The 24,913-nt window shown below is 39.1% G+C and carries 19 protein-coding genes; 2 read left to right on the top strand and 17 right to left on the bottom strand.

What is annotated here, in order from left to right; translation table 11 throughout:
- Positions 1-9: 9 nt before the first annotated feature.
- Together ACYP5M_RS17005 and ACYP5M_RS17000 are read right to left on the bottom strand one after the other, a co-directional pair.
- Positions 10-1,101: an extracellular solute-binding protein gene (locus ACYP5M_RS17005; RefSeq protein ID WP_434168452.1), complete on the bottom strand. Its 1,092-nt coding sequence runs from the start codon at positions 1,099-1,101 to the stop codon at positions 10-12.
- Positions 1,101-2,327, bottom strand: coding sequence for an ROK family transcriptional regulator (locus ACYP5M_RS17000; RefSeq protein ID WP_459735302.1), 1,227 nt, complete (start codon positions 2,325-2,327; stop codon positions 1,101-1,103). The genes ACYP5M_RS17005 and ACYP5M_RS17000 overlap by 1 nt, the downstream gene beginning before the upstream one ends.
- A 255-nt stretch (positions 2,328-2,582) precedes the next feature.
- Here ACYP5M_RS17000 and ACYP5M_RS16995 point away from each other — a divergent pair, with 255 nt between their 5' ends.
- Positions 2,583-5,090: an NEW3 domain-containing protein gene (locus ACYP5M_RS16995; protein ID WP_459735301.1), complete on the top strand. Its 2,508-nt coding sequence runs from the start codon at positions 2,583-2,585 to the stop codon at positions 5,088-5,090.
- Positions 5,091-5,316: 226 nt separating this feature from the next.
- Here the strand turns inward: ACYP5M_RS16995 and ACYP5M_RS16990 are convergent, their stop codons facing one another.
- From ACYP5M_RS16990 to ACYP5M_RS16950, 9 genes are all read right to left on the bottom strand, one after another.
- Positions 5,317-6,051 (bottom strand): amino acid ABC transporter ATP-binding protein, encoded by a 735-nt coding sequence (locus tag ACYP5M_RS16990; protein ID WP_101224851.1) that lies wholly within the window; start codon positions 6,049-6,051, stop codon positions 5,317-5,319.
- On the bottom strand, positions 6,048-6,692 hold the full coding sequence (locus ACYP5M_RS16985; protein WP_076370951.1) for an amino acid ABC transporter permease: 645 nt from the start codon (positions 6,690-6,692) through the stop codon (positions 6,048-6,050). Before ACYP5M_RS16985 ends, ACYP5M_RS16990 begins: the two co-directional genes overlap by 4 nt.
- 64 nt (positions 6,693-6,756) lie before the next feature.
- On the bottom strand, positions 6,757-7,533 hold the full coding sequence (locus tag ACYP5M_RS16980; protein ID WP_434168449.1) for a transporter substrate-binding domain-containing protein: 777 nt from the start codon (positions 7,531-7,533) through the stop codon (positions 6,757-6,759).
- A 384-nt stretch (positions 7,534-7,917) separates the two neighbouring features.
- Positions 7,918-8,733 (bottom strand): nickel import ATP-binding protein NikE, encoded by an 816-nt coding sequence (gene nikE / locus ACYP5M_RS16975; protein ID WP_459735300.1) that lies wholly within the window; start codon positions 8,731-8,733, stop codon positions 7,918-7,920.
- A gap of 33 nt (positions 8,734-8,766) precedes the next feature.
- Positions 8,767-9,594 (bottom strand): nickel import ATP-binding protein NikD, encoded by an 828-nt coding sequence (gene nikD, locus ACYP5M_RS16970; RefSeq protein ID WP_230177829.1) that lies wholly within the window; start codon positions 9,592-9,594, stop codon positions 8,767-8,769.
- An 18-nt stretch (positions 9,595-9,612) separates the two neighbouring features.
- Positions 9,613-10,443: a nickel ABC transporter permease subunit NikC gene (gene nikC, locus ACYP5M_RS16965; RefSeq protein ID WP_101224855.1), complete on the bottom strand. Its 831-nt coding sequence runs from the start codon at positions 10,441-10,443 to the stop codon at positions 9,613-9,615.
- Positions 10,440-11,384, bottom strand: coding sequence for a nickel ABC transporter permease subunit NikB (gene nikB / locus ACYP5M_RS16960; RefSeq protein ID WP_101224856.1), 945 nt, complete (start codon positions 11,382-11,384; stop codon positions 10,440-10,442). The genes nikC and nikB overlap by 4 nt, the downstream gene beginning before the upstream one ends.
- 17 nt (positions 11,385-11,401) lie before the next feature.
- Positions 11,402-13,027 (bottom strand): nickel ABC transporter substrate-binding protein, encoded by a 1,626-nt coding sequence (gene nikA, locus ACYP5M_RS16955; protein ID WP_434168447.1) that lies wholly within the window; start codon positions 13,025-13,027, stop codon positions 11,402-11,404.
- A 335-nt stretch (positions 13,028-13,362) separates the two neighbouring features.
- Positions 13,363-14,700, bottom strand: a complete 1,338-nt coding sequence (locus ACYP5M_RS16950) for a YjiH family protein (RefSeq protein WP_230177831.1) — start codon at positions 14,698-14,700, stop codon at positions 13,363-13,365.
- A gap of 912 nt (positions 14,701-15,612) precedes the next feature.
- On the opposite strand from ACYP5M_RS16950, the gene ACYP5M_RS16945 reads away from it, so the two are divergent.
- Positions 15,613-16,665, top strand: coding sequence for an ion channel (locus ACYP5M_RS16945; protein WP_434168446.1), 1,053 nt, complete (start codon positions 15,613-15,615; stop codon positions 16,663-16,665).
- 365 nt (positions 16,666-17,030) lie between these two features.
- On the opposite strand, the gene ACYP5M_RS16940 is transcribed toward ACYP5M_RS16945, so the two are convergent.
- From ACYP5M_RS16940 to ACYP5M_RS16915, 6 genes are all read right to left on the bottom strand, one after another.
- The gene (locus ACYP5M_RS16940; RefSeq protein ID WP_434168445.1) at positions 17,031-18,536 is read right to left on the bottom strand and encodes a malate:quinone oxidoreductase; all 1,506 of its coding nucleotides are present in this window, start codon (positions 18,534-18,536) and stop codon (positions 17,031-17,033) included.
- 616 nt (positions 18,537-19,152) lie between these two features.
- Positions 19,153-20,073 carry a type I pantothenate kinase gene (gene coaA / locus ACYP5M_RS16935; RefSeq protein WP_101224861.1) on the bottom strand — a complete coding sequence of 307 codons (921 nt, stop codon included), beginning with the start codon at positions 20,071-20,073 and terminating at the stop codon, positions 19,153-19,155.
- A 96-nt stretch (positions 20,074-20,169) separates the two neighbouring features.
- Positions 20,170-20,463, bottom strand: coding sequence for an RNA polymerase alpha subunit C-terminal domain-containing protein (locus ACYP5M_RS16930; RefSeq protein ID WP_452444908.1), 294 nt, complete (start codon positions 20,461-20,463; stop codon positions 20,170-20,172).
- Between the two features lie 178 nt (positions 20,464-20,641).
- Entirely contained in the window at positions 20,642-22,036 is a 1,395-nt protein-coding gene (locus ACYP5M_RS16925; protein ID WP_459735299.1) for an amino acid permease, read from the bottom strand.
- Positions 22,037-22,364: 328 nt separating this feature from the next.
- Positions 22,365-23,324: an L-threonine 3-dehydrogenase gene (locus tag ACYP5M_RS16920; RefSeq protein ID WP_101224864.1), complete on the bottom strand. Its 960-nt coding sequence runs from the start codon at positions 23,322-23,324 to the stop codon at positions 22,365-22,367.
- A gap of 44 nt (positions 23,325-23,368) precedes the next feature.
- Entirely contained in the window at positions 23,369-24,559 is a 1,191-nt protein-coding gene (locus ACYP5M_RS16915; RefSeq protein WP_241589991.1) for a glycine C-acetyltransferase, read from the bottom strand.
- Positions 24,560-24,913: the final 354 nt, after the last annotated feature.

Here is a 24,913-nt window from a genome sequence, read left to right as displayed (position 1 = left end):
GACACTTCCTTATTCTTTAATTTCTTTATCTCCACTTTTAATATTTTCGTCCCAATATTTCATCCACTCGTCACCTTTTTCCTCGAATGCATTCCAATCAATATCCATCGCTTTAATTTCCGTTTCCGTGATCCATTCAGGTAAATCCTTCACATCACTTCTGGTCGGAATCCTGTAAAATTCCTCTGCCAAAGTTTTTGCGGCTTCAGGTGAATTCACGAACTCATAAAAGGCTTCAGCCGCTTTTGGATGCTTGGCACCTTCAACGATGGCGATACCTTCTGTCAATACAGGTGTTCCGCTCTTCGGAATGACAAACTCGAACGGATAATTTTTATTTTCCTTCAGCATGACAACATCCGGCATTGCCCAAACGGAAAGTGAGCCCTCTCCTTTGGCTACCTTGTTATACATCATTTCCGGGTTTGCTGAATATTCCTTTGTGTTTTGATCGAGCTTCTTTAACCAGTCATACCCTTCTTTTGGATCATTTGTATCCTTATACGTACGATAGATCATCGCAGAAAAAATTGTCCTCATCGTTCCGGAGGCTAACGGATAGCGGATGATGATTTCGTCTTTCCACTTCGGATCAAGCAGCTCATTCCAATCTTTCGGTACCTCATCCTTCGATAGTTCTTTGCTGTTGTACATGATGACTTCCGGTGTCTGGCTCGTTCCCGTCCAATACCATTCCGGATCATGGAATCCTTCATCGAGACTATCGGAATAGCTAGGCTTATAAGCAGCCAGCAGCCCATCAGCCTTTGCTTGATTGAAGTTCGTGGAAGGTGCCCCCCACCAAACGTCTGCCTGCGGATTACTTTTCTCTGATCGAACACGGTCAAGGATTTCCTGGGACCCCATATCAAGCCACTCAACATCAATACCATACTCATCTTCGAACTGCTTTTCGAATTTTGATAAAATATCTTTGCCATGAGGTGAATAAACAACGATCTTATCTTCCAGCTCACCCTTTTTTCCGTTGGCACCGCCAGCATCCGAATTCGTTTTCGTCTCTCCACCGTTACATCCCGAAATCAATAGAGCTGCCGATAAGGCCATTACTGAAACAAGCGACTTTTTCCTACTTTTCATTAATACTCCCCCTCATCCCGAAAATTCAAAATGCCCTCATGTTCCCTTAAGAATAGGGAAACCGCGCCTAGTACTCCTGCGTTTTCTCCCAATTGTGAAGTTTTCATTTCTACTAAACTAGGAAGATATCGATCAACGATCTCCCGAATTCTAGGTAAAATGTATTCAGATGAATTTAATACACCACCTCCTAAAATGATTACTTCTGGATTCAGCAAACTGGCCGCATTGACAATTCCGCACGCTAAATGTTCGATGGCTTCATTTATGACGGCCATTGCAGTCGTGTCTCCTTTTTTTGCTGACAAAAAGGCATCCTCCCCCGATAGTTCGGAAGATTTAGCCCGTTCGAATAAAAGATGATGAGGATCCTTGAGGACCTCCCTGGTAAAATGGCTGCCTATCGACTTTCCTCCTGCGACACTTTCCAAATAGCCGTATCTATGGAAAATCGGCTTGAATTCACGCTTTATATCCTCTTTGTCCGTTACCATATATCCCATTTCCCCAGCTGCACTGAAAGCCCCTCTGTATAACTGGTTGTTCAAGATGATTCCGCTTCCTATCCCCGTGCCAACCGCAATGAACAGCAAATTCCGCTTATTTTGTGCATTACCCAGCCACTGTTCACCTAGTGCAGCCGCGTTTACATCATTGTCCAGAAAAATGGGGAAATCAAAATACCGCTTCGCTTCGGCTATGAACGGATATTGTACCCAACCTAAACTCGGTGCCTCTATTACTAATCCGCTTGCCGTTTGCGTTATACCAGGGATCCCGACTCCCATCCCCAATATCCTGCCCTTCGTAATCTGATTCTTGGCAATTAACCGTTCCGTTTCAATCGCCATTTGTTTAAGAAGCCCTGATTTTAAATAGGTGTTGGTTGAAAAGCTAGTGTCAGCAAGGATGTTGCCGCTTAAATCACTTAAAACGATTTTCACTTTCGTCCCGCCTATATCGACTCCAATGATATAGGCTGCCTTTTCATTAAAAAAGAGCTGGATGGGTCTTCTCCCGCCTTGAGAGGAGGATTCTCCTATTCCTTTCTCAAATACCCATTTCTCCTGTATAAGTTCATCCACAGCCAGAGAAACAGTTGGTTTACTTAGCTGAAGCTTAACGGCGATTTCAGCTCTTGAAATGGGCGAACATTCCTGGATGCATTGAATGATTCTTTTTTTATTGACATATTTTTGATGACTGGGTGGTCTTTTAAAACTCATCACATCACGGCCTTACATCATTTAGTTAGTAAATCTTCCTAATTAAGTAAAAATATAACTTAAATAAATTCAGCGCACAAGTTATTTTTCTGAACATTTAAAATGTTCAACTTTTAATAGTTACTTCGAATCATTTACATTTATAACCATTAATGCTATTTATTAGATAAGTTTTTCCGTCTGGTTAGTTAGAAAATATTACTAACCTACATTTTTTTTAGGTGTCTTAAAAAGTTGAAGGGGGTTAAAAGATTAATGAAAAAAGCTCTGTTATCGCTGCTTTCCCTTTTGTTGGTTCTTGCATTATTGCCGCTTGGAGGCAGCGCTGCAAATCCTGAGGAAGCCAACGTTGAGTTATGGAATGCGGTCAAGCCGCTCGAGACGACCGTGACATTCTTGAACAGCGGTGCCCATCCAGATGATGAACGGAGTGACTTTCTCGCTTACCTATCGAGAGGGTTAGGGGTAAAGACATCCAGCCTGATTGCAAACCGTGGTGAAGGAGGACAAAATGAAATTGGGGATGAACTGGACAATGCTCTTGGAATCATCCGTTCGAGGGAAATGATAGAAGCTGCAAAAATCACCGGGGTTAAGGCCTATCATCTAAGTGAAACTACCTCAGATCCCATTTATGATTTCGGCTTCTCCAAAACACCAGAGGAAACATTAGAAAAATGGGGCGAAGAACTCACCTATGAACGGCTTATCCGCTTTATTCGGACGTATCAGCCGGATATATTGATGCCATCCTTTCAAAATGATGATACCCAGCATGGACATCATCGAACAATGACAATCTTAAGTGAACGCGCCTTTAAGGATGCCGCCGACCCAACTGTGTTTCCACAACAATTGAAACAAGGTCTATCGGTATGGCAAGTGAAAAAGTTATATTTGCCTGTTTCCTCGGCAGATCAAGCAACCACTTCGATTGAAATCGGTAAATATGACCCAATATACAATATGACTTACCCACAGCTTGGAGAACAATCCCGCTATCTGCATAAAAGCCAAGGCATGGGTTCTGATATCCCAGCAGCACCTCGCCAGATCCATCTAGATTTGAAGCAAAGCTCGGTTGATACAAAAAGCCAGACAGACCTTATTGCAGGTGTACCTTACAATTTTACTGAATGGGTAGAAAAACTCCCCCGCTCAGCTTCAAAATTAAAAGGTGAATTTAAATACCTGCAACGGAATTTGGACGCTGTTATTACGGCTTATCCCAATGAAAAACGTGTTTTTTCAATATCCCAAAATGCTCTTTCAAATGTTCGGTCAATTACTGCGCAAGTCAAAAAGGCAAAGCTAAGCCCTGCCATTAAGAACGACTTGCTTCATAAGCTCTCATTAAAAGAAGAGCAATTGCAAAACGTCAGTTATGTCTCCTCAGGACTCGAAGTTCAAGCTAAAGCAGCTTCAAAGATCCTGACGAAAGCCCAAAAAACGTACGTAACCGTAACCGTGAAGAATAATGGGAAACAAACCTTGAAAAAAGTCGCTGCTGCATTGAACTTACCTAAAGGGTGGAAGATCAAAACTAAAGCTAAAGATGTCAATCTAGCACCAAATAAATCAGCGACAATGACCTATCTGGTTGAGGTCCCTGAAGATGCAGCCTATTACCATGCCTATGATGAATCAACCATTACGACCAGCATTTCTTATAAATACGGCAGCACAAAAACTTCCATCAAGGAGGAAGTGGATGGAACGATCGCTGTCCTTCCCGACGTTGGCCTTACCCTATCTCCTGAAGATATCGTCGTAAATACAGCAGATGTAAAAGAGGAAGTCCCAGTGACGGTAACCTTGAAAAACTATACAGAAGGAAAAGCATCGGCAAAGGTCGCTTTAAAAGTCCCTGAAAATTGGGGAGTTCATCCCAAAAATGCCACTGTATCATTTAAAGAAAAATCAGAAGAAAGACAAGTGAAGTTCACCCTAAGACCGCCTAAGGCAATACAAAATGGCGAATATCAGGTGAAGGCAGCTGCTACTGTCAATGGGAAAACCTTTGATTCGACCATTCAGGAAATTTCCTATGACCATATCGGAACATTCTATTACCAATACCCAGCAGCTATCAATACCGTTGCATTTGAGCTTTTGAAGCCAGCTTCATTAAAAGTGGGGTACATTGAAAGCGGATTCGATAAAGTGGCAGATTACTTAAGCAATGCAGGTCTGAACATTACGAAGTTAACTGCAGCTGATTTAGCTGAAGGTGATTTAAGTCAATATGACACGATCGTTACCGGCATCCGTGCCTATCTATCGAGGGAAGATTTAAAGGCAAATAACGCGCGCTTACTTGAATATGTGGAAAATGGCGGCCATCTCGTCGTGCAATACCATAAACCGGGTGATGGATGGGATGCAATGAAGACTGCTCCATATCCTCTTACCCTCGGGAATCCTTCCATTCGCTGGCGGGTAACCGATGAAAAAGCCACGGTAAACGTGTCGAAGCCAGAATCAGCGCTTTTTAACTATCCAAATAAAATAACAAGTGATGACTGGAGCAATTGGGTCCAAGAAAGAGGATTGTATTTCCCAATGGAATGGGATCAACGATATGAAACATTCATTTCCATGGCTGATCCAAATGAAGAACCATTTGATGGCGGAATTCTCATGGCTAAATACGGTAATGGCACCTACCTCTACACCAACCTTGTGCTATATAGGCAAATTCAAGGCCAAGTTCCAGGCGGATATCGAATCATGACGAACTTGATTAGTTATGGTGCCAAGTAAAAAAAGAAGAAACCTATGCATGTGTCGAATGCATAGGTTTTTCTTTTTTTGATGTTTACCAATTGAAGCCATCGCCTCACTGATTCCTGCTCTAAAAACAAAAAAAGTTATGCACAAAGATGAAGGAAAGGCTCCATGCGTTTGGGTTTCCCCTCATTTCCCGCATTCCTTTGTCTTCATGCACAACTTCATTCATGATTTACATCATCTCTTATAGTGCTTTCCGTTAAAGCACTTTGCTCAAGAATGCTTTCGTTCTTTCGTGCTGAGGGTTACCGAATAATTCATTCGGCTCATTTTCTTCCACGATATACCCTCCATCCATGAATATCACCCTGTCCCCGACTTCCCGGGCAAAGCCCATTTCATGCGTAACAACGACCATTGTCATGCCTTCTTTTGCAAGTTGTTTCATTACCTCCAAAACATCGCCGACCATTTCAGGGTCAAGGGCCGAAGTCGGTTCATCAAATAGCATGATCTTCGGATTCATCGCCAATGCCCTTGCGATTGCGACCCGCTGTTTTTGTCCGCCGGAAAGTTCCCCTGGATAGCTATTTGCTTTTTCCTTCAGACCAACCTTATCCAATAACTCAAGCGCTAACCTTCTCGCTTCCGCTTTATCGGTGGCACGAATTTTAATAGGACCCAAGGTTATGTTCTCCAAAACGGTTTTATGGGGAAATAGATTGAAATGTTGAAAAACCATTCCAACCTCTTGCCGGACTTTGTTTATATTGATTTTCCTTTTAGGATCGGTTATATCATGTCCGTTAATGACCACCTCACCGCCCGTAACCTCCTCAAGGAGATTCAGGCAACGCAGGAAGGTACTCTTTCCAGATCCAGAAGGGCCTATTACGCAAATTACTTCCTTTTCCTGCACTTCTGCGTTGATATCTTTTAAAACCTCGACAGTTCCAAATGATTTTCTCAGGTTTTTTACAGTAATGATGCTCATCGAACTTGTACCCTCCTTTCTATGAAATTAGCAATTAGGGTTAACAAATAGATGATGATAAAGTAAATCACACCAACGGCCAGCCAAATCTTGAACGCTTCAAAGGTTGCCGAAGCTTGAATCTGACCTTGCTGGGTTAAATCGGCTATACCAATGACGGATAATAGAGAAGTGTCTTTCAAGCTAATGATCGATTGGTTCGTAATGGTAGGGAGCATCCTTCTGAACGCTTGCGGAAGCACGACATATCTCATTGTTTGAGTTCCAGTGAACCCGATGGATCTTGCCGCTTCCGTTTGTCCTTTATCGATGGATTGTATCCCAGCCCTTATTATTTCAGCAAAATATGCCCCTGCATTGATTGCAACGGTAATTATACCAGCTGTTGTACTGTCCAAAGAAATCAAATTCAGTGAATTCACACCAAAATAGATAAAAAATAACTGAACGATGAACGGTGTCCCTCGTATCGCATCCACATAAACCTTTGCAATCCAGTTCAAGATTTTGATGGGGGCAAGTCGCAGCAACGCGACAAGTAAACCAATCAAAAAACCTAGGATAATGGCAATCACAAAGATATAAAGTGTCACCTGAAGTCCTTTTAATAAAATAGGCAATGCCGCAACAATTATATCCATTTCTTTCACCCCTTTGAAAAAGAAAGCGCGCCATAAGCGCGCTTATTGAGCTTTAATCTATTGTTTATTCACCAAGATACGTTTTTATTATTTCATCATACGTGCCGTCTTTTTTAAGATTGGCAAGTCCATCATTTATTTTCTTCAATAGATCCTCGTTTTGCCCTTTCAATACAGCAATTCCATATTGGTCACCATTCAAACGGTCACCTACGATTTTCAACCCAAGATCTTTTTGGGCGATCGCATAGGAGATAACCGGGTAATCTTCAATAAGGGCATCGGCGTTGCCATTGGCCACTTCCTGGAACATCGCTGGACTATCATTGAATTGAACAACTTTAATTCCTAGTTTCGTAGCATTATCCTGTGCATATTTAGCACCTGTTGTTCCTTTTTTCACTGCAATGGTTTTTCCTTTAAGATCTTTAACAGTTTTAGTGCTTGTATTCTCTTTTTTAACAACAATCGTTAATCCTGCATCAAAATACGGAGTCGAGAAATCCACTACCTTTTTTCTTTCCTCTGTAATGCTCATTCCCGCAATGGCCACATCAAGCTGATTGGCTTGCATAGCCGGGATGATTCCACCGAAATCCATTGGAGACAATTTGATTTTAAAATCCTGGTCTTTTGCGATTGCATTGATCAATTCAATATCAATACCTTTATAGTCGTTCCCCTCTTTAAATTCAAAAGGAGGATAAGTCGTATCCACACCAACTTTATATACCTTTTCAGGTTTCTTTTCCTCACCTGCATTTTTTTCTTCATTGGTTGCACAAGCCGAGATAAAGATAGTTAGAATCAAAAACATACTAAGTAAACCAAGTTTCTTCATTCAAATCACTCCAATTCTTAAATTATACGTGATAATAAATAATTCTCCCTATAATATAGCATAAGAATAAAGTATTATAATATGAATTTTTAGAATAAATATTATTTTCTCCAAATAATTTTTATGGATGTTTTTCCTAATATTGTTTCAGTGATGGAAAATAGAAAAAGGATATGGTTTACCAGGCCAGTTTTTGAAATCCCTAATAGGAGACACCCATTTAAGATCAATGGAAGATTGATTATCGATGCAACAAATAAAAGGAACCATTATGGTTCCTTTTATGCCCTACAATATGTGCTTCAGAAGCAATATAAACAAGAGCCTCGATTATCAAACTGAAATCGAGGCCTTCTAATCAATAAATATCCTTTCAGACTAAGTCTAGTTAGTCCCCGTCGGAAGAGAACGAAAACGCGGATGCTCAGCGAGTATAGAACTTCTCATCTGTTTAACGACAGGATGTTCTGACGAAAAAAACTGATCTTTAGAATTGTAATGCTCGATTAATTCTCCTTTTTCCAGTACACCCAAAGTATCAGAGATTGAATAAGCCGCTTTAATATCATGTGTAATAAATAGATAAGATAAGCCGAAGTCTTTTTTCAACTCACTTAATAATTCTAAAATCAGTGTTTGATTAACCATATCCAGACTGCTTACGGATTCGTCCAAGACGATTAGCAGTGGCTTAAGAGAGATTGCTCTAGCAATATTAATCCTTTGCAATTGTCCACCGCTAAATTGGTGTGGGTATTTTTTCAAATCCTTCTCACTTAGGCCCACTCTTTCCAATAACTCAATAACCGTCCTTTTTTGTTCGGCTACGGTTAGTTTTTCATAGTTTTCTAATGGCTCGCTTATAATACTTTCGGCTGTCATTCGTGGATTGACAGCTGAATATGAATCCTGAAAGACGACTTGTAGATCTCGGCGTATCTTTTGTCGGGTAAGCTTATCAGCAGTATAGATATCATGCCCTTGAAACAGAACCTGTCCTTGCTGTGGACGTTCTAAACCAAGGATCACTTTTCCTAATGTACTTTTTCCAGCTCCACTCGTGCCAAGTAGCCCTAAACATGTTCCTTCGTCTATAGAGAGGGAAATGTCAGTGAGTACTTTTTTAGAATGCTCTTTCCATTTTAAAAACGTATGAGAATTATAGCTATGAGTTACTGCTTTTACTTGTAATAAACTCATTTATTCACCCCTCAAAAGAATGCAGTCCATATATCACAACATATGGGTGATAGGTTCTTCATGTTTAATGCTAAGGCGGGCATTTAGCAGTTTCTTGGTATACTCATGCTGCGGATTATCAAATAATTCAAATACATTTGCAGTTTCTACAATTCTGCCATGTTGCATAACGACTACATCATCTGCCATTTCAGAAATTACTCCTAAATCATGAGAAATGAGTAAAATGGATGTTCCATATTCAGAACGAATTTTATCCAAGTGGCGAAGTACTTGTAATTGGTTATGAACGTCGAGTGCAGTTGTCGGCTCATCAGCAATAATAACGGTAGGATTTAAACATGCGGCCATCGCAATCATCACGCGTTGAAGCATACCTCCACTCAATTGAAAAGGATAGCTTTTTAATAGTTTCGCGGGATCTGGCAGGTTTACATTTTGCATCGCATCGATGGCAAGCTCTTTTGCTTGTTTTTTATTCAATGAGGTATGAGACCTAATCGTTTCGATAAATTGATTGCCAATTGTAAAAACAGGCGTAAATGCATTCATCGGATTTTGCATAATAAAGGCAATATCCTTGCCACGGATTTCACGTATTTCTTTATCGTCCAAACCATTCAATTCTCGTCCTTGGAGGGTAATGCTCCCTTTAATTGTCGTTGTTTTCCGGTCAAGAAGCTGTAGAATGGACATACTCGTAACTGTTTTACCACTCCCACTTTCCCCAACAAGACCCAATACCTTCCCTTTTTCCAGTTCAAAATTAATATCCTGAACGAGGGTGGAAGCACCTTCCTTTGTTTGTACTTGTACATGTAGATCGCTCACTGTTAATACATTCGACCGTTCTGTTCTCAATCTTCTCATTCCTTTTTATTAACGACGTTTGACTCCAAAACGTTCTGATAGCGCTTCGCCTAATAAATTGAAGGTGACGACAACAAGCATAATCATCAAACCTGGATATAGCATTAATTCTGGATTCGTCCGAATATAGGATTTCCCTTCATGAATCATTGCTCCCCATTCTGGTGTAGGGGGTTGCACGCCCAAACCTAGAAACGACATGGCCGATATATCCATGATTGCCCAACCCATTTCTAATGTACCCATAACAGCGAGCGGAGGAAGAACATTTGGAACAATATGTTTCTTTATTATCTTCCATTGAGAAGAACCGCTTATTTTAGCTGCCGCTATATAGTTTTGTTCTTTTAGACTAAGCACCATTCCTCGGAAAATTCTCGCATAATACACCCATTGCACAAGCATCAATGCTATGATGACCTGTTTAAGGCCAGGTCCCAATATACCAACAAGGCCAAGAATGAGCAAAAGATTCGGAAATGCCATAACACCATCACACAGTCTCATTAGCACCTGGTCCACCCATCCACCTTTATAACCAGCAATGGTTCCGACAATCAAACCGATGCCTAAAGATGAAATAAAGATTAATGTAGCAAATCCTAACGAAATGCGAGCACCATATAAGATGCGTGATAACGTACATCGTCCTAAATGATCCGTTCCCAATGGATACTCAAAGGAAGATGGCTGTAGTTTATTAGCTAAATTGACAGCAATAGGATCATTAGGTGCAATCCATGGAGCCAAGATGGTGATGATAAATAGGAAGCATAATATTATTGAACAAAGGACAATCACTTTCTGACTTCTCATCATAATACGAAGACTTGTTATCATTGACGTTGCCCTCCTTTTCTGGAGATGCGTGGGTCGATACACATTTGGATTAGGTCAACAATCAAGTTGCTAAAAATGAATAGTCCTGCAGCTAAAAGCACATAGCATTGAATGACAGGAACATCCCGATTAAAAATAGCTTCAATGAAATAACGACCAAATCCTGGCCAGGAAAAAACCGCTTCGACGATAATGGTTCCAGTCAGCAGCTTTCCTAAATTCATCCCCAGTCCAGTAATCATAGGGGATATGGCTATTCTCAATACATGTTTTCCCATAATGACTTTTTTATGAATCCCTCTTGTGCGTGCAAAAAGGACATAAGGTTCCTGTAAATTTTCAAGAACGCTAGCACGTAATAGTCGAGTATACAAAGCTATTAATGGCAAAGCTAAAGTAACGGAAGGAAGAACCAGATGTTGCCAAGTCCCGATTCCTTCGACAGGAAATAGGTCGAGTTTAACAGAAAAGAAAAAAATCAATAAATAACCAAGCCAAAAAGAAGGGATGGACGCCCCGAAAAAAGAGAGAAGGCGACTAAAATGGTCAATACCACTGTTTTTCTTTATGCCTGCCAAAAACCCAAGAGGGACACTGACCAGGATAGCTAATATGATGCTACCTAAAGCTAACTGAATGGTCGCTGGCATTCGATAGGTAACCTCTTCCCAAACAGGTTTATTCGAAAGATAAGATATGCCAAAATCAAATTGGCATATCTTAATAATAGAATTTACATATTGAACATGGAGGGGTTGATCTAAGCCGAACTCATGTCTTTTCTGAGCCAATATCTCATCTGTAGATTGGATATGTGCTGCAGATAAATATGCCTCAGCTGGGTCCACGGGTGAAAGGTGAATCATTCCAAACGTTAGAAGAGTGGCCAAAAGAAAGATAGGAATAATGGCCATAATTCGTTTCAAGATATAAGTGCCCATGAAAACCCTCCTGTAACTTACTTCTCGATGCTAATTCCTGTGAATGGATGTTCATCCCGGTTAGCAGGGAATGTAAAATTAGATACATCTTTTTGGTAAACAGCTATTTTCTTAATATAAGAAATAGGCACAATCGCTCCTTGGTCTTGCAGTGATTCCAAAATAGTTGAGTAAAGTTCTTGACGTTCTTTTTCATCTGTTGTTCCAGGAACATCTGCAATTTGTTTTAACAACTCATCTCTGTTCGGATAAGATGAAATGGCTTCGTTAAAACCAAACCCTTCTGAACCAACGACATTTACGAAAGTATGTGGATCATATGGAGCGCCATAGTTACTAAAGAAATTCAATTCAAAATCATTAGCTTTGAATCTTTCAATTTGTACCGTAAGCTCAACTCCAACGATATTTAATTTAACACCTAGTGCCGCCCACTCAGATTGTAATGTTTCGGCCATTGCTTTTTGAATCGATTCTGCAGAGTCGTACATTAACTCGATTTCAAGTGGCTTTCCGTCTTTCTCACGAACGTTTTTTCCTTTTGGAAGCTTCCATCCTGCTTCATCTAATAAAGCTTTTGCTTTTTCGACATTATAATCAATCGCTGTTACATCAATGTCTGAAGTATACGGGAAGTTTGTCGGTAAAATGAAATCTGCCTTCTCTTCCAACCCAGAAGTAACTCCGTCAACCATTGCTTTTTTATTAAATCCATATTGTAATGCTTGACGAACACGTAAATCTGAAAGTTGTTCTTTCTTCGTATTCATAACTAGTTGTCTTGTCGCAACCGGATCAGAAATACTAGTCTCATAGTTACCTGTTGTTTCTAATTGTTTGAAAGCATCCAGACTGATAGCACCTTCACCATAAATTAGGTCTAGGTCACCTTTTTCAAAAGCAAGAACACGGGTTTCCGCATCAGGAATGATCTTGACTTTGATTTTCTTTACTTTAGGGAGTTCACCCCAATAATTTTCATTGCGTTTGAAAATAGCATATTCATCTGCTTTATGTTCTTCCAAAACCCATGGGCCTGTACCGACTGGTTTTGTAACACCTTTTGAAGTGTCACCATCTTTAGGGAATCCAGCATCACCTAAGAATCGGACTGGACGAACGACGGCTAACTCTTGAATAGTAGGATAATATGGCTCCTTTAATGTTAGTTTAAATGTGTTTTGGTCAATTACTTCCGTTTGATCCACTTTCGGAATAAAGCCCAACCAACTATGTAAATCAACATTTTTCAATATTGTATCAAAGTTCTTTTTCACAATTTCAGCATTAAAGCTCGTACCGTCAGAAAATTTCACATCATGACGGAGGTTGAACGTATATTCCTTCCCATCCTTGGAAATTTCCCAAGATTCAGCTAAATGCGGTTTCAGCTCGCCTCCATCTTGGTAGCTGACCAAAGGCTCATATATCATTGATGTAGCGAATAATTGAGAAGGATTATAGACATGCGGATTCATTTCACCTATATCCCTCGGCCAAGCCAAAGTAAGCATGTCTTTACTGTCTTTATTTGAAGTTGAATTTTCTTTTGATTCATTTGTACATCCAAGTAAAAGCGTTGATAAAATTAAAACGATTGCGGATATAAATAACACTTGTTTGCTGTTTCTTCTTTTTGACATGACATTGGTGCCTCCCAGTACCATATTGAGAATCTTTATCAATTCTAATGAGTAACTATATTATTGTCAATATAATGTCGAAATTCTCGAAAGATATAAATTTGTTTTGTTAGAAACATATAAACTCAAAATCCTTTTCTTTGATGATGCTGTTCCAAATAATTTATTCTACGTCCCTACAAGCCTTCAAATGCCCCGCGCACCTGTACGTTCCACCATGCCTACTGATATAAAAGATTCTATTAAAAAAGGTCAACCAGTAATTTTACTGGTCGACCTTATAATACGAACGCACCCGTACGATTTGTGATCGAATTAAGATTCGTTGATTCGTACTAAAGCAGCAATATTGCGATAGGTGCAGTAATAATTAACGTGATGAGCGTCCGTTCAAACCAGATTACAATCAACTTCGTAATGCTGATTGGGATTTCGGTTGATAGGATACAAGGTATCGTCGCTGAAAAGAACAATATGGATGATACAGATACCACGGCAATAATGAACTTAGTTACCAGAGGTGCATCAACTACGAGAAGCGCCGGCAGGAACATTTCTGCAATTCCTATAGCTGAAGCTTTTGCAGCCAAAAATGGTTCAGGTATTTGCAATGCCCAAGTAAATGGGTAAAAAAGATAGCCAAGTAAATTAAATACTGGAGTATACTCCGCTAATACAAGGCTAATGAGACCAACGGATAAAATGGACGGCAGAATGCTCATTGTCATAAGAAAACCGTCCTTTAAGTTATCCCATAAATTTCTGCCAAGACTTACCGAATTGTTTGCTCCCACCATCGCACTATACCAGGCGTTTTTGAGAAGTCCTTCTTTGATAACCTCTTCTGGATCGGCATTATCCGAATAATAATCGTCGCTCATTTTATTTAATGGCCAAATACGTACGGTAATGGCAGTGACAAGGTACGTTATCCCTAAAGAAACCCAAAAGAAAAGGGACCATATGTCCATAAGCCCGAGAGTCTTTGCTACAACAATCATGAACGTTGCTGAAACGGTTGAAAAACCAGTTGCAATAATAGCGGCTTCTTTAAGCGTATATTTTCCTTCTTTATATAGTCGATTCGTAATAAGCATACCAATGGAGTAGCTTCCTGCTAAATCAGCGACCATATCAACTGCTGAACGCCCCGGCGTTTTAAATATCGGCCTCATGATTGGCTGCATCAATACACCCAAAAATTCAAGAAGCCCGTATCCAATGAGAAGCGCCAAAAATAGAGCACCAAAAGGAACGACAAGTCCTACAGGTATGACAAGTTTTTCGAAAAGGAAAGGACCCATACTTGGGGCCATTAACCATTCGGGCCCAATCTTGAAATATATTAAGATCGCAACAACAGCACCTATTACTTTTAAGAAAGAAAAAACTATTGATACCTTATCCTTGCTCCAGCTTTTTGAAATAAATGGATAGACAGCTCCTAATAGAATGACAATAAGAGCATAAATAGGAACGGCTGACGGCAAGGTTACTTTGATCCATGTTACTATATGATCAATTGGTATGCTTGAAACACCATTTATGGTAATAGGAATAAAAAACATAAAACTTCCTATTAAACTATATATGATAAACTTCAGTATATTAGTAGTTGATTGAATTTGCGGCTTCTCTTGTTTCGTATTTGTCGCCACATTTGGTGATCCCATAATTATTCCCCCTATTATATAATTGCATGCTGGGTAAATTCTTGGCGTCATACCCACATCCGATCCTCTTATCGCTCCTGTCTCACGATTTGGTAAGGCAACAGGACCAGAATACAACGTTCGATTACGATAGGGCTTTTAGTTCTCCGCTTGCCGCCATATCGTTTAAAATTAAAATTCGGCACGCCCCCCTAGCCTAACCAGCAGAATACGGGAAGAAAAGCCTTGGAACTTTATTTATTATTGGGCCAATCCTGTTTCACAAATGCCATTGCCCGTGGTGCATCGTTAGGATTCCCCAGAGCTTTCACCCTCTTCCAGCTCTTATTGAGGATTCGAAGCCAAACACTCCCAGTTATGTGCCGCTTTCCAATCCCGCCTTATACCCGCCATCTGGGGCTCAGCTATATTCCGATTGTTCATTAATATGACAAGTACTGTCTTTTGTATGCAATCCTGTTCCTTCATAAAGTCATTATTCCACTTATTGTATCCGCTTTCATTTTGATGGACCTCCTCGTTATTTAACATTCATTGTATACTGAAAATTCAAATAATAATTTTATTTTTTGATGATTATTTTATAATTTATTTACAAAAATTCATCTGATATTGTTCATTTTATAATCTATATTAAAATTAGAGCAAAATTTAATAGCCGAATGCGTGGTTTTGGTGCAAAAAACTTATACTGATTGTGTGGTCTATTAAACTTCTGCAGATGAAACCCAATGGAATTCTCAACGATCTGCCCATTTCTTTGCTTAAGAAAATGAGCTGAACGTTATTTTAAACAGTTTTCTTTTGCTTCTTGCTTAGGTAAAAAATAGTTTTTTTACACTTACGTTTATTTAATTGTTAAATTGGGGAACTATAAATTTAATCGATGACTTGAAAACTAGGATGGGTATGATGAGAATTAAGGTAAAAAAAATAATATATTACCTGATTAAATTAAGAGGTAGAATCTTTATACCATTTGCCATTTTATACATATTAGTTGCTGCGTATGTTGCTTTTTCAATAGAGCCACAGACGTTCGAATCATATTTAACCTCAGTTTACTGGGTTCTTACAACGCTTGCTACGGTTGGTTTTGGGGACTATGCACCAGTCACCGATCTTGGAAAAGCATTTACCATTGGTCTTTACATCACTGGTATTGGGCTTGTTAGTCTTTTTATTGGAAAAATCATTAAATCTGTATATCTTATCGAAAAACGTAAAGTTGGTGGAAAAATGAAATATACAGGTAAAAATCATATCATTTTGATTGGGTGGAGTGTTAAGTCAAAATCTGCACTCCAAGAAATTTTTAAATCTGATGAAACCATTGATATTGTAATCATTGATAACTTGGAAAAAGCTCCTATGATGGAGGAGCGTCTGTTTTATGTTCGCGGGGATGCCACCGATGAAGAAACATTACTCCGTGCAAATCTGCCTAAAGCAAAAGGCGTTATCATTTTTGCTGACCAAATTACACAAGATAATTATGCTACAAAGGATCCGTTACTTGTCGATGGAAAGACATTATTAGTTGCCACTGCCATAACGGCCATTGAAGAAAAAACAAATACGTCCATCCATGTCACAGCCGAGGTGATCAATCAAAAGCATATTCGTTTATTCGAGCGTGTAAAGGTGGACGAGTTTATTCCTACGCAAGAAATGATCTCCCACGCAGCAGTACGATCATTATTTTCTCATGGAGTCACCCACATGTATTCAGAACTTATGAGCACGAAATATGAGGAAACTATGTATGAGATTCCTAAACAAGATGAATGGCTAACCTATCGTGATGCGTTTATAGATCTTCTTAACAAAGGAGCCACACTGGTAGCAGATCGTGGTGATCTTAACATAAACCAAAAATTAGATGCACGAATTCCCGATGATGCACAGCTTTTCATTATTTGCGATAAAGAAACCATTTCCCAAATAAATTCAAAGATACATTAGAAGCAGAAATCTTTAGGGATGCTATAATAGCATTCCTCAGTTTGTAGACAAGAGGGTTCTATCTAAAGTTAGAACTAGGTTGATTGGAGCGGGTGTACGAGACTTCTTCTTAGAAAAGCGCGTCTAGGGGAGACCCCGCAGGCACAAGCGGAGGAGGCTCCCGGACCGCCCGCGGAAAGAGATTGCCTCTCGTTCCAATCAACGTCCAAATTGTACTAGCGCCATAAACTCAATTTTCTTCGTGTTTGCCTACAAATAAGCATCCTTAAATGAATAAGGCTTTAAAACAAAAAAAGAACCTTCAATCAATGATAGATTAAAGGTTCTGTTATTTTTAATTTCAATGTTACTTCAGTATCCAAAAATTAACTATAAACTAGCTCTTTTTTTTTGCTTAGACCAAGCGTCTCTGATGTTGAAGTTTGAATTTCGTGCAGAAGCTCAGTATTTTCCATTAGTGACTCTCCATAAGAAGGAATCATTTCTTTAATTTTCGGTTCCCACTCTTCCATACGTTGCGGGAAGCATTTATTAATTACCTCAAGCATAACATGAACAGCAGTAGAAGCCCCTGGAGAAGCACCTAGCAATGCTGCAATCGAGCCATCGGATGCACTGACAACTTCCGTACCAAATTGAAGTGTACCTTTGCCGCCTTCAGCAGTATCTTTGATAACTTGTACACGTTGGCCAGCCACTACTAAATCCCAATCCTCGCTCTTAGCGTTCGGGATGAACTCTCGTAACTCTTCCATGCGCTGTTCCTTCGATAACATAACTTGCTGGATCAAGTATTTTGTCAATGGCATCTCTTTTGCGCCTGCCGCCAACATAGTTAAAACATTATTAGGTTTTACGGAAGTTATTAAATCCAGCATTGAACCTGTTTTTAAGAACTTCGGAGAGAAGCCTGCAAATGGTCCAAAAAGCAACGATTTTTTATTATCGATAAAACGTGTATCAAGATGCGGAACAGACATTGGTGGAGCACCAACTTTAGCTTTTCCGTATACTTTTCCATGATGCTGCGCAACAACTTCCGGATTATTACATACCATGAAGTATCCGCTAACTGGGAATCCGCCGATATGCTTCCCTTCAGGAATACCGGATTTTTGCAGCAAATGCAAGCTTCCGCCCCCGCCGCCGATAAAGACGAATTTAGCATTATGGCGTTCTACGCTGCCAGTATCGACATTACGCACTTTTAATTCCCATGTATCATCGCTAGCCCGTTTAACATTATCAACACTATGTTTATATTTGATATCGACGTTTTTAGTCTTTAAGTGGTCAAACAACATGCGTGTCAAAGCACCAAAGTTAACGTCAGTACCGTAATCAATTTTTGTTGCCGCTATAGAATCATTTGATGGACGGTCTTGCATAATAAGTGGAATCCATTCCATCAGTTTTGCTGGGTCATCGGAAAACTCCATACCTTTGAACAGAGGATTTTTTGACAGCGCTTCAAAACGTTTCTTTAAGAACGCTACATTTTTATCCCCTTGTACCATACTCATATGAGGCAATGGCATGATAAAGTCTTGCGGATTATCAATCAGCTTACAGTTTACAAGATACGACCAAAACTGCAATGAAACTTGGAACTGTTCATTAATTTTAATTGCTTTGCTTATATCTATAGATCCGTCAGATTTTTCGGATGTATAGTTAAGCTCACAAAGTGCAGAATGACCCGTACCCGCATTATTCCATTCGTTAGAGCTTTCTTCTCCTGCGTTTGCAAGCTTCTCAAATACTTTGATTTCCCATTCCGGTGCTAACTCTTTCAGTAATGATCCCAAAGTCGCGCTCATGACTCCGCCGCCAATTAAGATAACGTCTGTTTGTTTCTGTATGTTGCTCATTATAACCTTCCTTATCCCCTATATTTTCAAAAAAGATGTAGGCGCTCCTGCTTAGGTGTCACAAAAAGCCAGGCACGAACAAGGAACACACCTTTTCTGTCTCCTTATAACTATATCATAGTCTATTATTATTATTTCATAGATTAAAATATTCTACTATTACTTTTTTTGTTAAAATATTGATTTTGTGAAGAAATTAGCTTAAACTTATCCGCCCCGATAGTCGCATTAAAAGATTTCTTCAGCAACTTCCCCTTATTGAAGGAAGAAACTGTTAGTGAAATAATATTGACACATCGGAAAAACGACGAAAAAAACACATTTATTGACAAAATCAGAAGTGAAATTAGAAGGATTTGTAACCATTTCCCTAAACAATAAGTACCTTCCTGAAAATGTTAAACTCCTACCTTTTTAACTTGTATCATAAATTTCACCCAATTATTAGATATTATAACAATACCAATAATTACTGATAATTAAACCAATATAAGGTAAGACCATTGATAATATTGCTAATTTTAAGACTTATAGCATAGTCCTTTTAAAAAATTCCTTACTTTATTGCTATTACAAAAAAATATTATTCTAATACACATTCCTTATATTCATTATATTATTTTCGCATAAAGATATTTTCAACTTTGTGTTCTGATCCTTTTTTCAAGACGAGTTTTGCCCGTCCTTTTGTCGGCAGTATATTTTCATGTAAATTTTTCAAATTGATTTCATCCCAAATTTGAGTCGCTTGTTTAATGGCCTGTTCCTTAGACAAGTTAATATAACGATGAAAATAGGATTCAGGACTTTGAAATGCGGTCTTTTGAAGTAAAAGGAACCTTTCAACATACCATCTTTCTATGTCATTTACATCTGCATCTACATAGAGTGAGAAATCAAAAAAGTCACTGACGAATACTTGGTTTTCCTTGTCTACTTGAAGAACATTAACACCTTCCACTATTAAGATATCCGGATTACAGATAGTCTGCACTTCATTTGGCAAAATGTCATACTTCAAATGTGAGTAGATTGGAACTTCCACTTTATTTTTTCCTGCTTTTACATCTCCGATAAGATTGATTAATTTTTGAGTATCATAACTTTCAGGAAACCCTTTTCTTTTCATGAGTCCTTTTTCTTCTAAAAGATCATTTGGGTACAAAAAACCGTCGGTAGTGACAAGACCTACGTTTCTGTGATTATCCCATCTAGATAATAAAGTCTGAAGCAACCTTGCTGTCGTACTCTTTCCTACAGCAACACTCCCTGCAATCCCAATGATATAAGGTACTTTTTTAACATCAGTTTTTAAAAATGAAGTGGTGGCTGTGTTAAGCTGCTGAGATGCTTCAACATGTAAATTGATCAAACGAGTCAAGGGCAAATAAACCTCTTCTACTTCCTGAATGGATATTTCTTCATTTATTCCTTTTAAGTTATCCAATTCTTCTTCAGTTAAAGGAAGAGGAGTATGGTTTCGCAGAGATGCCCACTTTTCTCGATTGAATTCAAAATAGGGAGTATAGGAACTCATGATTTTTCGTTACCTCACTTTTTAGAGTTACTATCAGTTTAACAAGGATGATGATCATAAAAAAGATGTTCCTGATCCCTTATCCAAGTAAAGTGATTAATCTTTGAATGATAACCCGCCTGTCTCCAAAGCAGCCCTAAGTTTAGGTAAAGAAGCTGGTCCCATACCGTGAAATTTCAAAATCTCTTTTTCACTATATGTTGAGAGCTGTTGTAAAGAGGTTACCCCATTGTATTCCAATGCACGTCTGGCAGGTGCCGAGAGCACTGAAAGAAATCCGGTGTCCGTTTTTCGTTCCTGCTCACATACAGGGCAGGTCGGACAATCGCTGGATTTATAGTATTTGTGTCCCTTTTCGCAAGTCCTCATATTCTTCTGTGAAGTTGTCATTGTCAACTTCCCCTTTACTTAAGATTTTTAATCCGAACATAAAAAGTTCACACTTCACAATGAAGCAATCATTTTAATCCATTTTATCATCTCTTGTTAAAACTGAACTGCCCTTTTGGTTTCATTGGAAAAGGGCTGCCGCAGCAACCCTTTGTAAAAACCCAAAGTGAATGATAGATTAACCCACTTTATCTTCCTTAGCCTCTGCCTGAGCATTGGCTTGTACACGCTTGTCTATTCCAAAAGCGAAATAACTAATTACAACGATAGCCAGAAAACCTACTCCAACCATAAGTGATATGCGTGTTTCATCATTAAACCACATACCGATTAATACCATGACCAAGAAAGCGATGGTCAGGTAGTTTGTAACAGGTGCAAAAGGCATCTTGAATGGATGATTGTGCATTTCAGCTTTTTTGACTTTCCTGAATTTAATTTGACTGATCAGAATGACAAACCATGGAATCATTCCAGGAAGTACACTCGCACTGTATACATGCACAAATAAATTTTCTGGTGCAATATAACTTAATACAACCCCAAGTGCTAACCCGACTATCACTCCAAAGGTACCGAATAAAGGAACACCACTATTAGATACTTTAGCAAAGAATTTTGGTGCTTGTCCATTCATCCCTAATGTGTAAAGCATGCGTCCAGCACTGTAAATACCACTATTGCAGCCAGACATAGCAGCCGTGATTACGACAAAATTAATGATTCCAGCTGCTGCCGTGATACCAACCTTCGCAAATGTCGCAACAAATGGACTGCCAATCGCGCTTAATTGATCCCAAGGGTAAACGGTTACAATAATGAAAATTGCACCGATATAGAAGATTAAAATACGCCAAATGGTACTTTGAATCGCTTTCGTTATCGTTTCTTGCGGATTCTTTGCTTCACCAGCTGTAATCCCAATTAATTCTACACCTTGATAAGCGGCAACCACCAGTGAAAGAGCAAAGAAGAAGCCCTTCCAGCCACCTGTAAATAAACCGCCATGCTCCCAAAGATTCGATAATCCTAAGGCTTCCCCTCCGTTACCGAATCCAAAGAAGATAAGTCCAAAACCTGCAACGATCATTAAAATGATTGTCACGATTTTAATCAATGCAAACCAAAATTCAATTTCCCCAAAGGATTTAACGGAAATTAAGTTCGCTGCTCCAAGAATCACCATTGCGATTAAACCTGGAATCCAAGCAGGGAGTTCAGGGAACCAATACTGCATGTACGTCCCCACTGCAATAATTTCTGCCATCCCGACAATAACCCATTGGAACCAGTTACTCCATGCTGTCATATACCCAGCCAATGGATGAATGTACTTATAACCAAATGTCGCAAATGAACCTGTACTTGGCTCCAAATACAACATTTCCCCCATTGCGCGCATGATCAAGAATATAAAAAGCCCAGATATCGCATAAGCTAACATTACAGACGGGCCTGTCCATTGGATCGTGCTGGCTGAACCCATAAATAAACCGACACCAATCGTTCCGCCCAAAGCGATCATCTGAATATGACGACCTTTCAACTCCCTATTCAAATCTTTGTTTGCCATTCCATTTCCCCCTACACTACTAATAGTCGAAATTTTTTCAAGATGCTTAATACACTCCCTATTTAGTATAGAAATGATATAGCAGGCTCCACTTTTTTTATCTTTCTTAAAGCTGCCTCATAAAATCATTCTTCACTCTTAAGCATTCTGACAGTTGGAAAGATTACCATAAAATTTCATGTTATTTCTTAATTCTGTTCAAGGTTTCATAGAAAGCGCTTACTTTTTAACGTTTATAAAAGCTCACCCCTTAAACATTAAAATTCCCCTGTATAAAGTAACCCGAATAAAAGAGTATTGCAACTCTTTTATTCGGCTGGCAGGTTTATTATGCTGTTACTAAAAGGGACTTTATTCTCAGCTTTAACAACATATCATTCGTCATTTTCTCCAAATCATATTCCGCCTTGAATCCCCACTCTTCCTTCGCACAAGTTGAATCAATTGTATTTGGCCAACTGTCTGCAATGGATTGTCTTACAGGATCGACTTCATAATTCATGACAAATTCCGGAATATGCTTTTTAATTTCGGCTGCAATTTGCTCCGGATCAAAGCTCATGGCAGAAACATTGAAAGAATTCCGATGTTTCAATTTTGAGGCATCTGCCTCCATTAATGTAATGATGGCTGCTAAAGCGTCCGGCATATACATCATATCCATATACGTTCCCTTATCAATGTAAGAAGTATATCGCTTGTTTTTAATCGCTTCATAGTAAATTTCAACTGCATAGTCGGTCGTTCCGCCGCCAGGAGGTGTCGCATACGAAATCAGTCCCGGGAATCGAAGACCTCTCGTATCAACCCCAAATTTATGATGATAATAATCACATAATAATTCTCCGGATACTTTGTTCACGCCGTACATCGTGTTCGGCCGTTGAATGATGTCTTGCGGTGTCCAATCTTTAGGAGTGGTTGGACCAAAGGCACCAATGGAACTAGGTGTAAATAATTGGCAATCGAGTTCTCTTGCAGATTCCAAAGCATTGACCAATCCGCCCATGTTTAAATGCCAAGCTAAAAGCGGCTTCTTTTCAGCTGTTGCCGACAATAAAGCGGCTAAATGTATAATCGTATCCACTTCATGTTTTTTTGCCATGTTATACATCGCTTTTTCATCTGTAACATCCAATATCTCAAATGGACCCGATTGAGCAACATCGCTGTCCGTTTTTCGAATATCTGTTGCAATGATATTGTCAGCTCCATAAATCTCTCTCATTTTCAGCGTCAATTCTGAACCAATTTGACCTAAAGCCCCCGTTACCAAGACCTTTTTCATCAAAAATCCCTCCCCATGTTTTAAACTCTGAAACAAGCAATCTCTTATATGATCGACATCTCTTTTCCTACTTTTTCATAAATGGCAATTGCACGATCCAGCATCTCTTTTGTATGAGCAGCAGTAGGCATATTCCTCACTCTTCCTGTTCCTTTTGGAACGGTAGGGAATACGATGGATTTAGCATACACACCTTCTTCATTCAGCCTTTTGCTGAATTGCTGCGTTTTTGCTTCATCACCTATAATGCAAGGCGTAATCGGTGTTTCGCTCTCCCCGATATCAAACCCTAATTCTTTTAGGCCTTTTTTCAAATAATCGCTGTTTTCCCACAGCTTATTTTGAAGTTCTGAGCTATTCATCAAAATATCGATGGCTTCTATACTAGCTGCAACTGCTCCCGGTGTGGCAGCCGTTGAAAATAAAAATGGACGGCTTCTCACTTTTAACCAATCAATCAAATCTTTCTTTCCTGCTACATAGCCTCCAACAACACCAATGGCTTTGGATAATGTACCAATTTGGAAATCCACTTTATCCGATAATCCAAAATGTTTTACCGTTCCTGCACCATTACCTAATACACCTGAACCATGCGCATCATCAACATACGTAATTAAATCGAACTCTTCAGCTATCTTCACAATTTCAGGAAGCTTGGCAATATCCCCATCCATCGAGAAAACCCCATCGGTAATAATCATGATCTTGTTATACAATCCGGACTCCTTTGCTTGACGTGCTTTTGTCCGTAAATCGTCCATGTCGGAATGGATAAAAGGAATAATTTTCGCCTTGGATAATCGGCAACCATCAATGATTGAAGCATGATTCAGTTCATCTGAAAGAATGGCATCGTGTTTATCCATCACTCCTGAAATCGCTGCCATATTACAGTTAAATCCAGATTGATAAGCAATGGCTGCTTCTGTATGTTTAAACTCGGCAAGCTTTTCTTCTAATTTGACATGAATATCTAACGTTCCGTTGATCGTACGAACGGCACCGGCACCGACACCATATGTTTTAGTCGCTTCTATGCAAGCCTCTATTAATCGTCTATCTGTTGCTAAACCTAAATAATTATTGGATGATAAATTAATTAGCTCTCTGCCTGCAATGGTGATTACCGGACCGTTTGGACCTTCCACCGGATCAATAACGTTGTAAAGCCCTTTTTCTTTTAAATCTTCCAAATTTTCTTTCAAAAATTTATTTAATATTTCACTTGACATTTAATATACCCCCTCATTGATGGTTGGAATAAATGCAGGATCTTTATATGTTTTACCCCTATTTAAAAAAACATTGTATTTTTTCCCTTTTTTCCAAAAATACACGTGTCTTCTCCATAAACACACTCAACATTAACGTAAATCCCTTTATACTAAGTGTTATTACAATCATAATAATTGATAATTTTAATGTTGTCCATATTGTGTGGACAAAAAAATTTGAATTTTTGTAGTTTTTACAATCAGCATTCGCCTGAAATGCGTTTATATCAATGGAAATACGAAGAGAATTTCATCAATTTTCCAATGTAACCGATGTTTTATCTACGGGTTTTTTGGAGACATTAACCATTA

The organism is Peribacillus sp. N1, assembly GCF_054600815.1.
Note: the sequence above shows the minus strand (reverse complement) of the source record. Positions and strands in the feature narration are given on the sequence as shown.

Excerpts from the sequence above, each read along its gene's own strand:
- ACYP5M_RS16920 (WP_101224864.1), bottom strand. The coding sequence starts at position 23,324 with ATGAAAAAGGTCTTGGTAACGGGGGCTTTAGGTCAAATTGGTTCAGAA.
- ACYP5M_RS16925 (WP_459735299.1), bottom strand. The coding sequence starts at position 22,036 with ATGGCAAACAAAGATTTGAATAGGGAGTTGAAAGGTCGTCATATTCAG.
- ACYP5M_RS16985 (WP_076370951.1), bottom strand. The coding sequence starts at position 6,692 with ATGGATATAATTGTTGCGGCATTGCCTATTTTATTAAAAGGACTTCAG.
- ACYP5M_RS16950 (WP_230177831.1), bottom strand. The coding sequence starts at position 14,700 with ATGGGATCACCAAATGTGGCGACAAATACGAAACAAGAGAAGCCGCAA.
- ACYP5M_RS16930 (WP_452444908.1), bottom strand. The coding sequence starts at position 20,463 with ATGACAACTTCACAGAAGAATATGAGGACTTGCGAAAAGGGACACAAA.
- ACYP5M_RS16995 (WP_459735301.1), top strand. The coding sequence starts at position 2,583 with ATGAAAAAAGCTCTGTTATCGCTGCTTTCCCTTTTGTTGGTTCTTGCA.
- ACYP5M_RS16915 (WP_241589991.1), bottom strand. The coding sequence starts at position 24,559 with ATGTCAAGTGAAATATTAAATAAATTTTTGAAAGAAAATTTGGAAGAT.
- ACYP5M_RS17000 (WP_459735302.1), bottom strand. The coding sequence starts at position 2,327 with ATGAGTTTTAAAAGACCACCCAGTCATCAAAAATATGTCAATAAAAAA.
- ACYP5M_RS16990 (WP_101224851.1), bottom strand. The coding sequence starts at position 6,051 with ATGAGCATCATTACTGTAAAAAACCTGAGAAAATCATTTGGAACTGTC.
- coaA (WP_101224861.1), bottom strand. The coding sequence starts at position 20,073 with ATGAGTTCCTATACTCCCTATTTTGAATTCAATCGAGAAAAGTGGGCA.
- nikC (WP_101224855.1), bottom strand. The coding sequence starts at position 10,443 with ATGATAACAAGTCTTCGTATTATGATGAGAAGTCAGAAAGTGATTGTC.
- ACYP5M_RS16940 (WP_434168445.1), bottom strand. The coding sequence starts at position 18,536 with ATGAGCAACATACAGAAACAAACAGACGTTATCTTAATTGGCGGCGGA.
- ACYP5M_RS16980 (WP_434168449.1), bottom strand. The coding sequence starts at position 7,533 with ATGAAGAAACTTGGTTTACTTAGTATGTTTTTGATTCTAACTATCTTT.
- ACYP5M_RS16945 (WP_434168446.1), top strand. The coding sequence starts at position 15,613 with ATGAGAATTAAGGTAAAAAAAATAATATATTACCTGATTAAATTAAGA.
- ACYP5M_RS17005 (WP_434168452.1), bottom strand. The coding sequence starts at position 1,101 with ATGAAAAGTAGGAAAAAGTCGCTTGTTTCAGTAATGGCCTTATCGGCA.
- nikB (WP_101224856.1), bottom strand. The coding sequence starts at position 11,384 with ATGGGCACTTATATCTTGAAACGAATTATGGCCATTATTCCTATCTTT.
- nikA (WP_434168447.1), bottom strand. The coding sequence starts at position 13,027 with ATGTCAAAAAGAAGAAACAGCAAACAAGTGTTATTTATATCCGCAATC.
- nikE (WP_459735300.1), bottom strand. The coding sequence starts at position 8,733 with ATGAGTTTATTACAAGTAAAAGCAGTAACTCATAGCTATAATTCTCAT.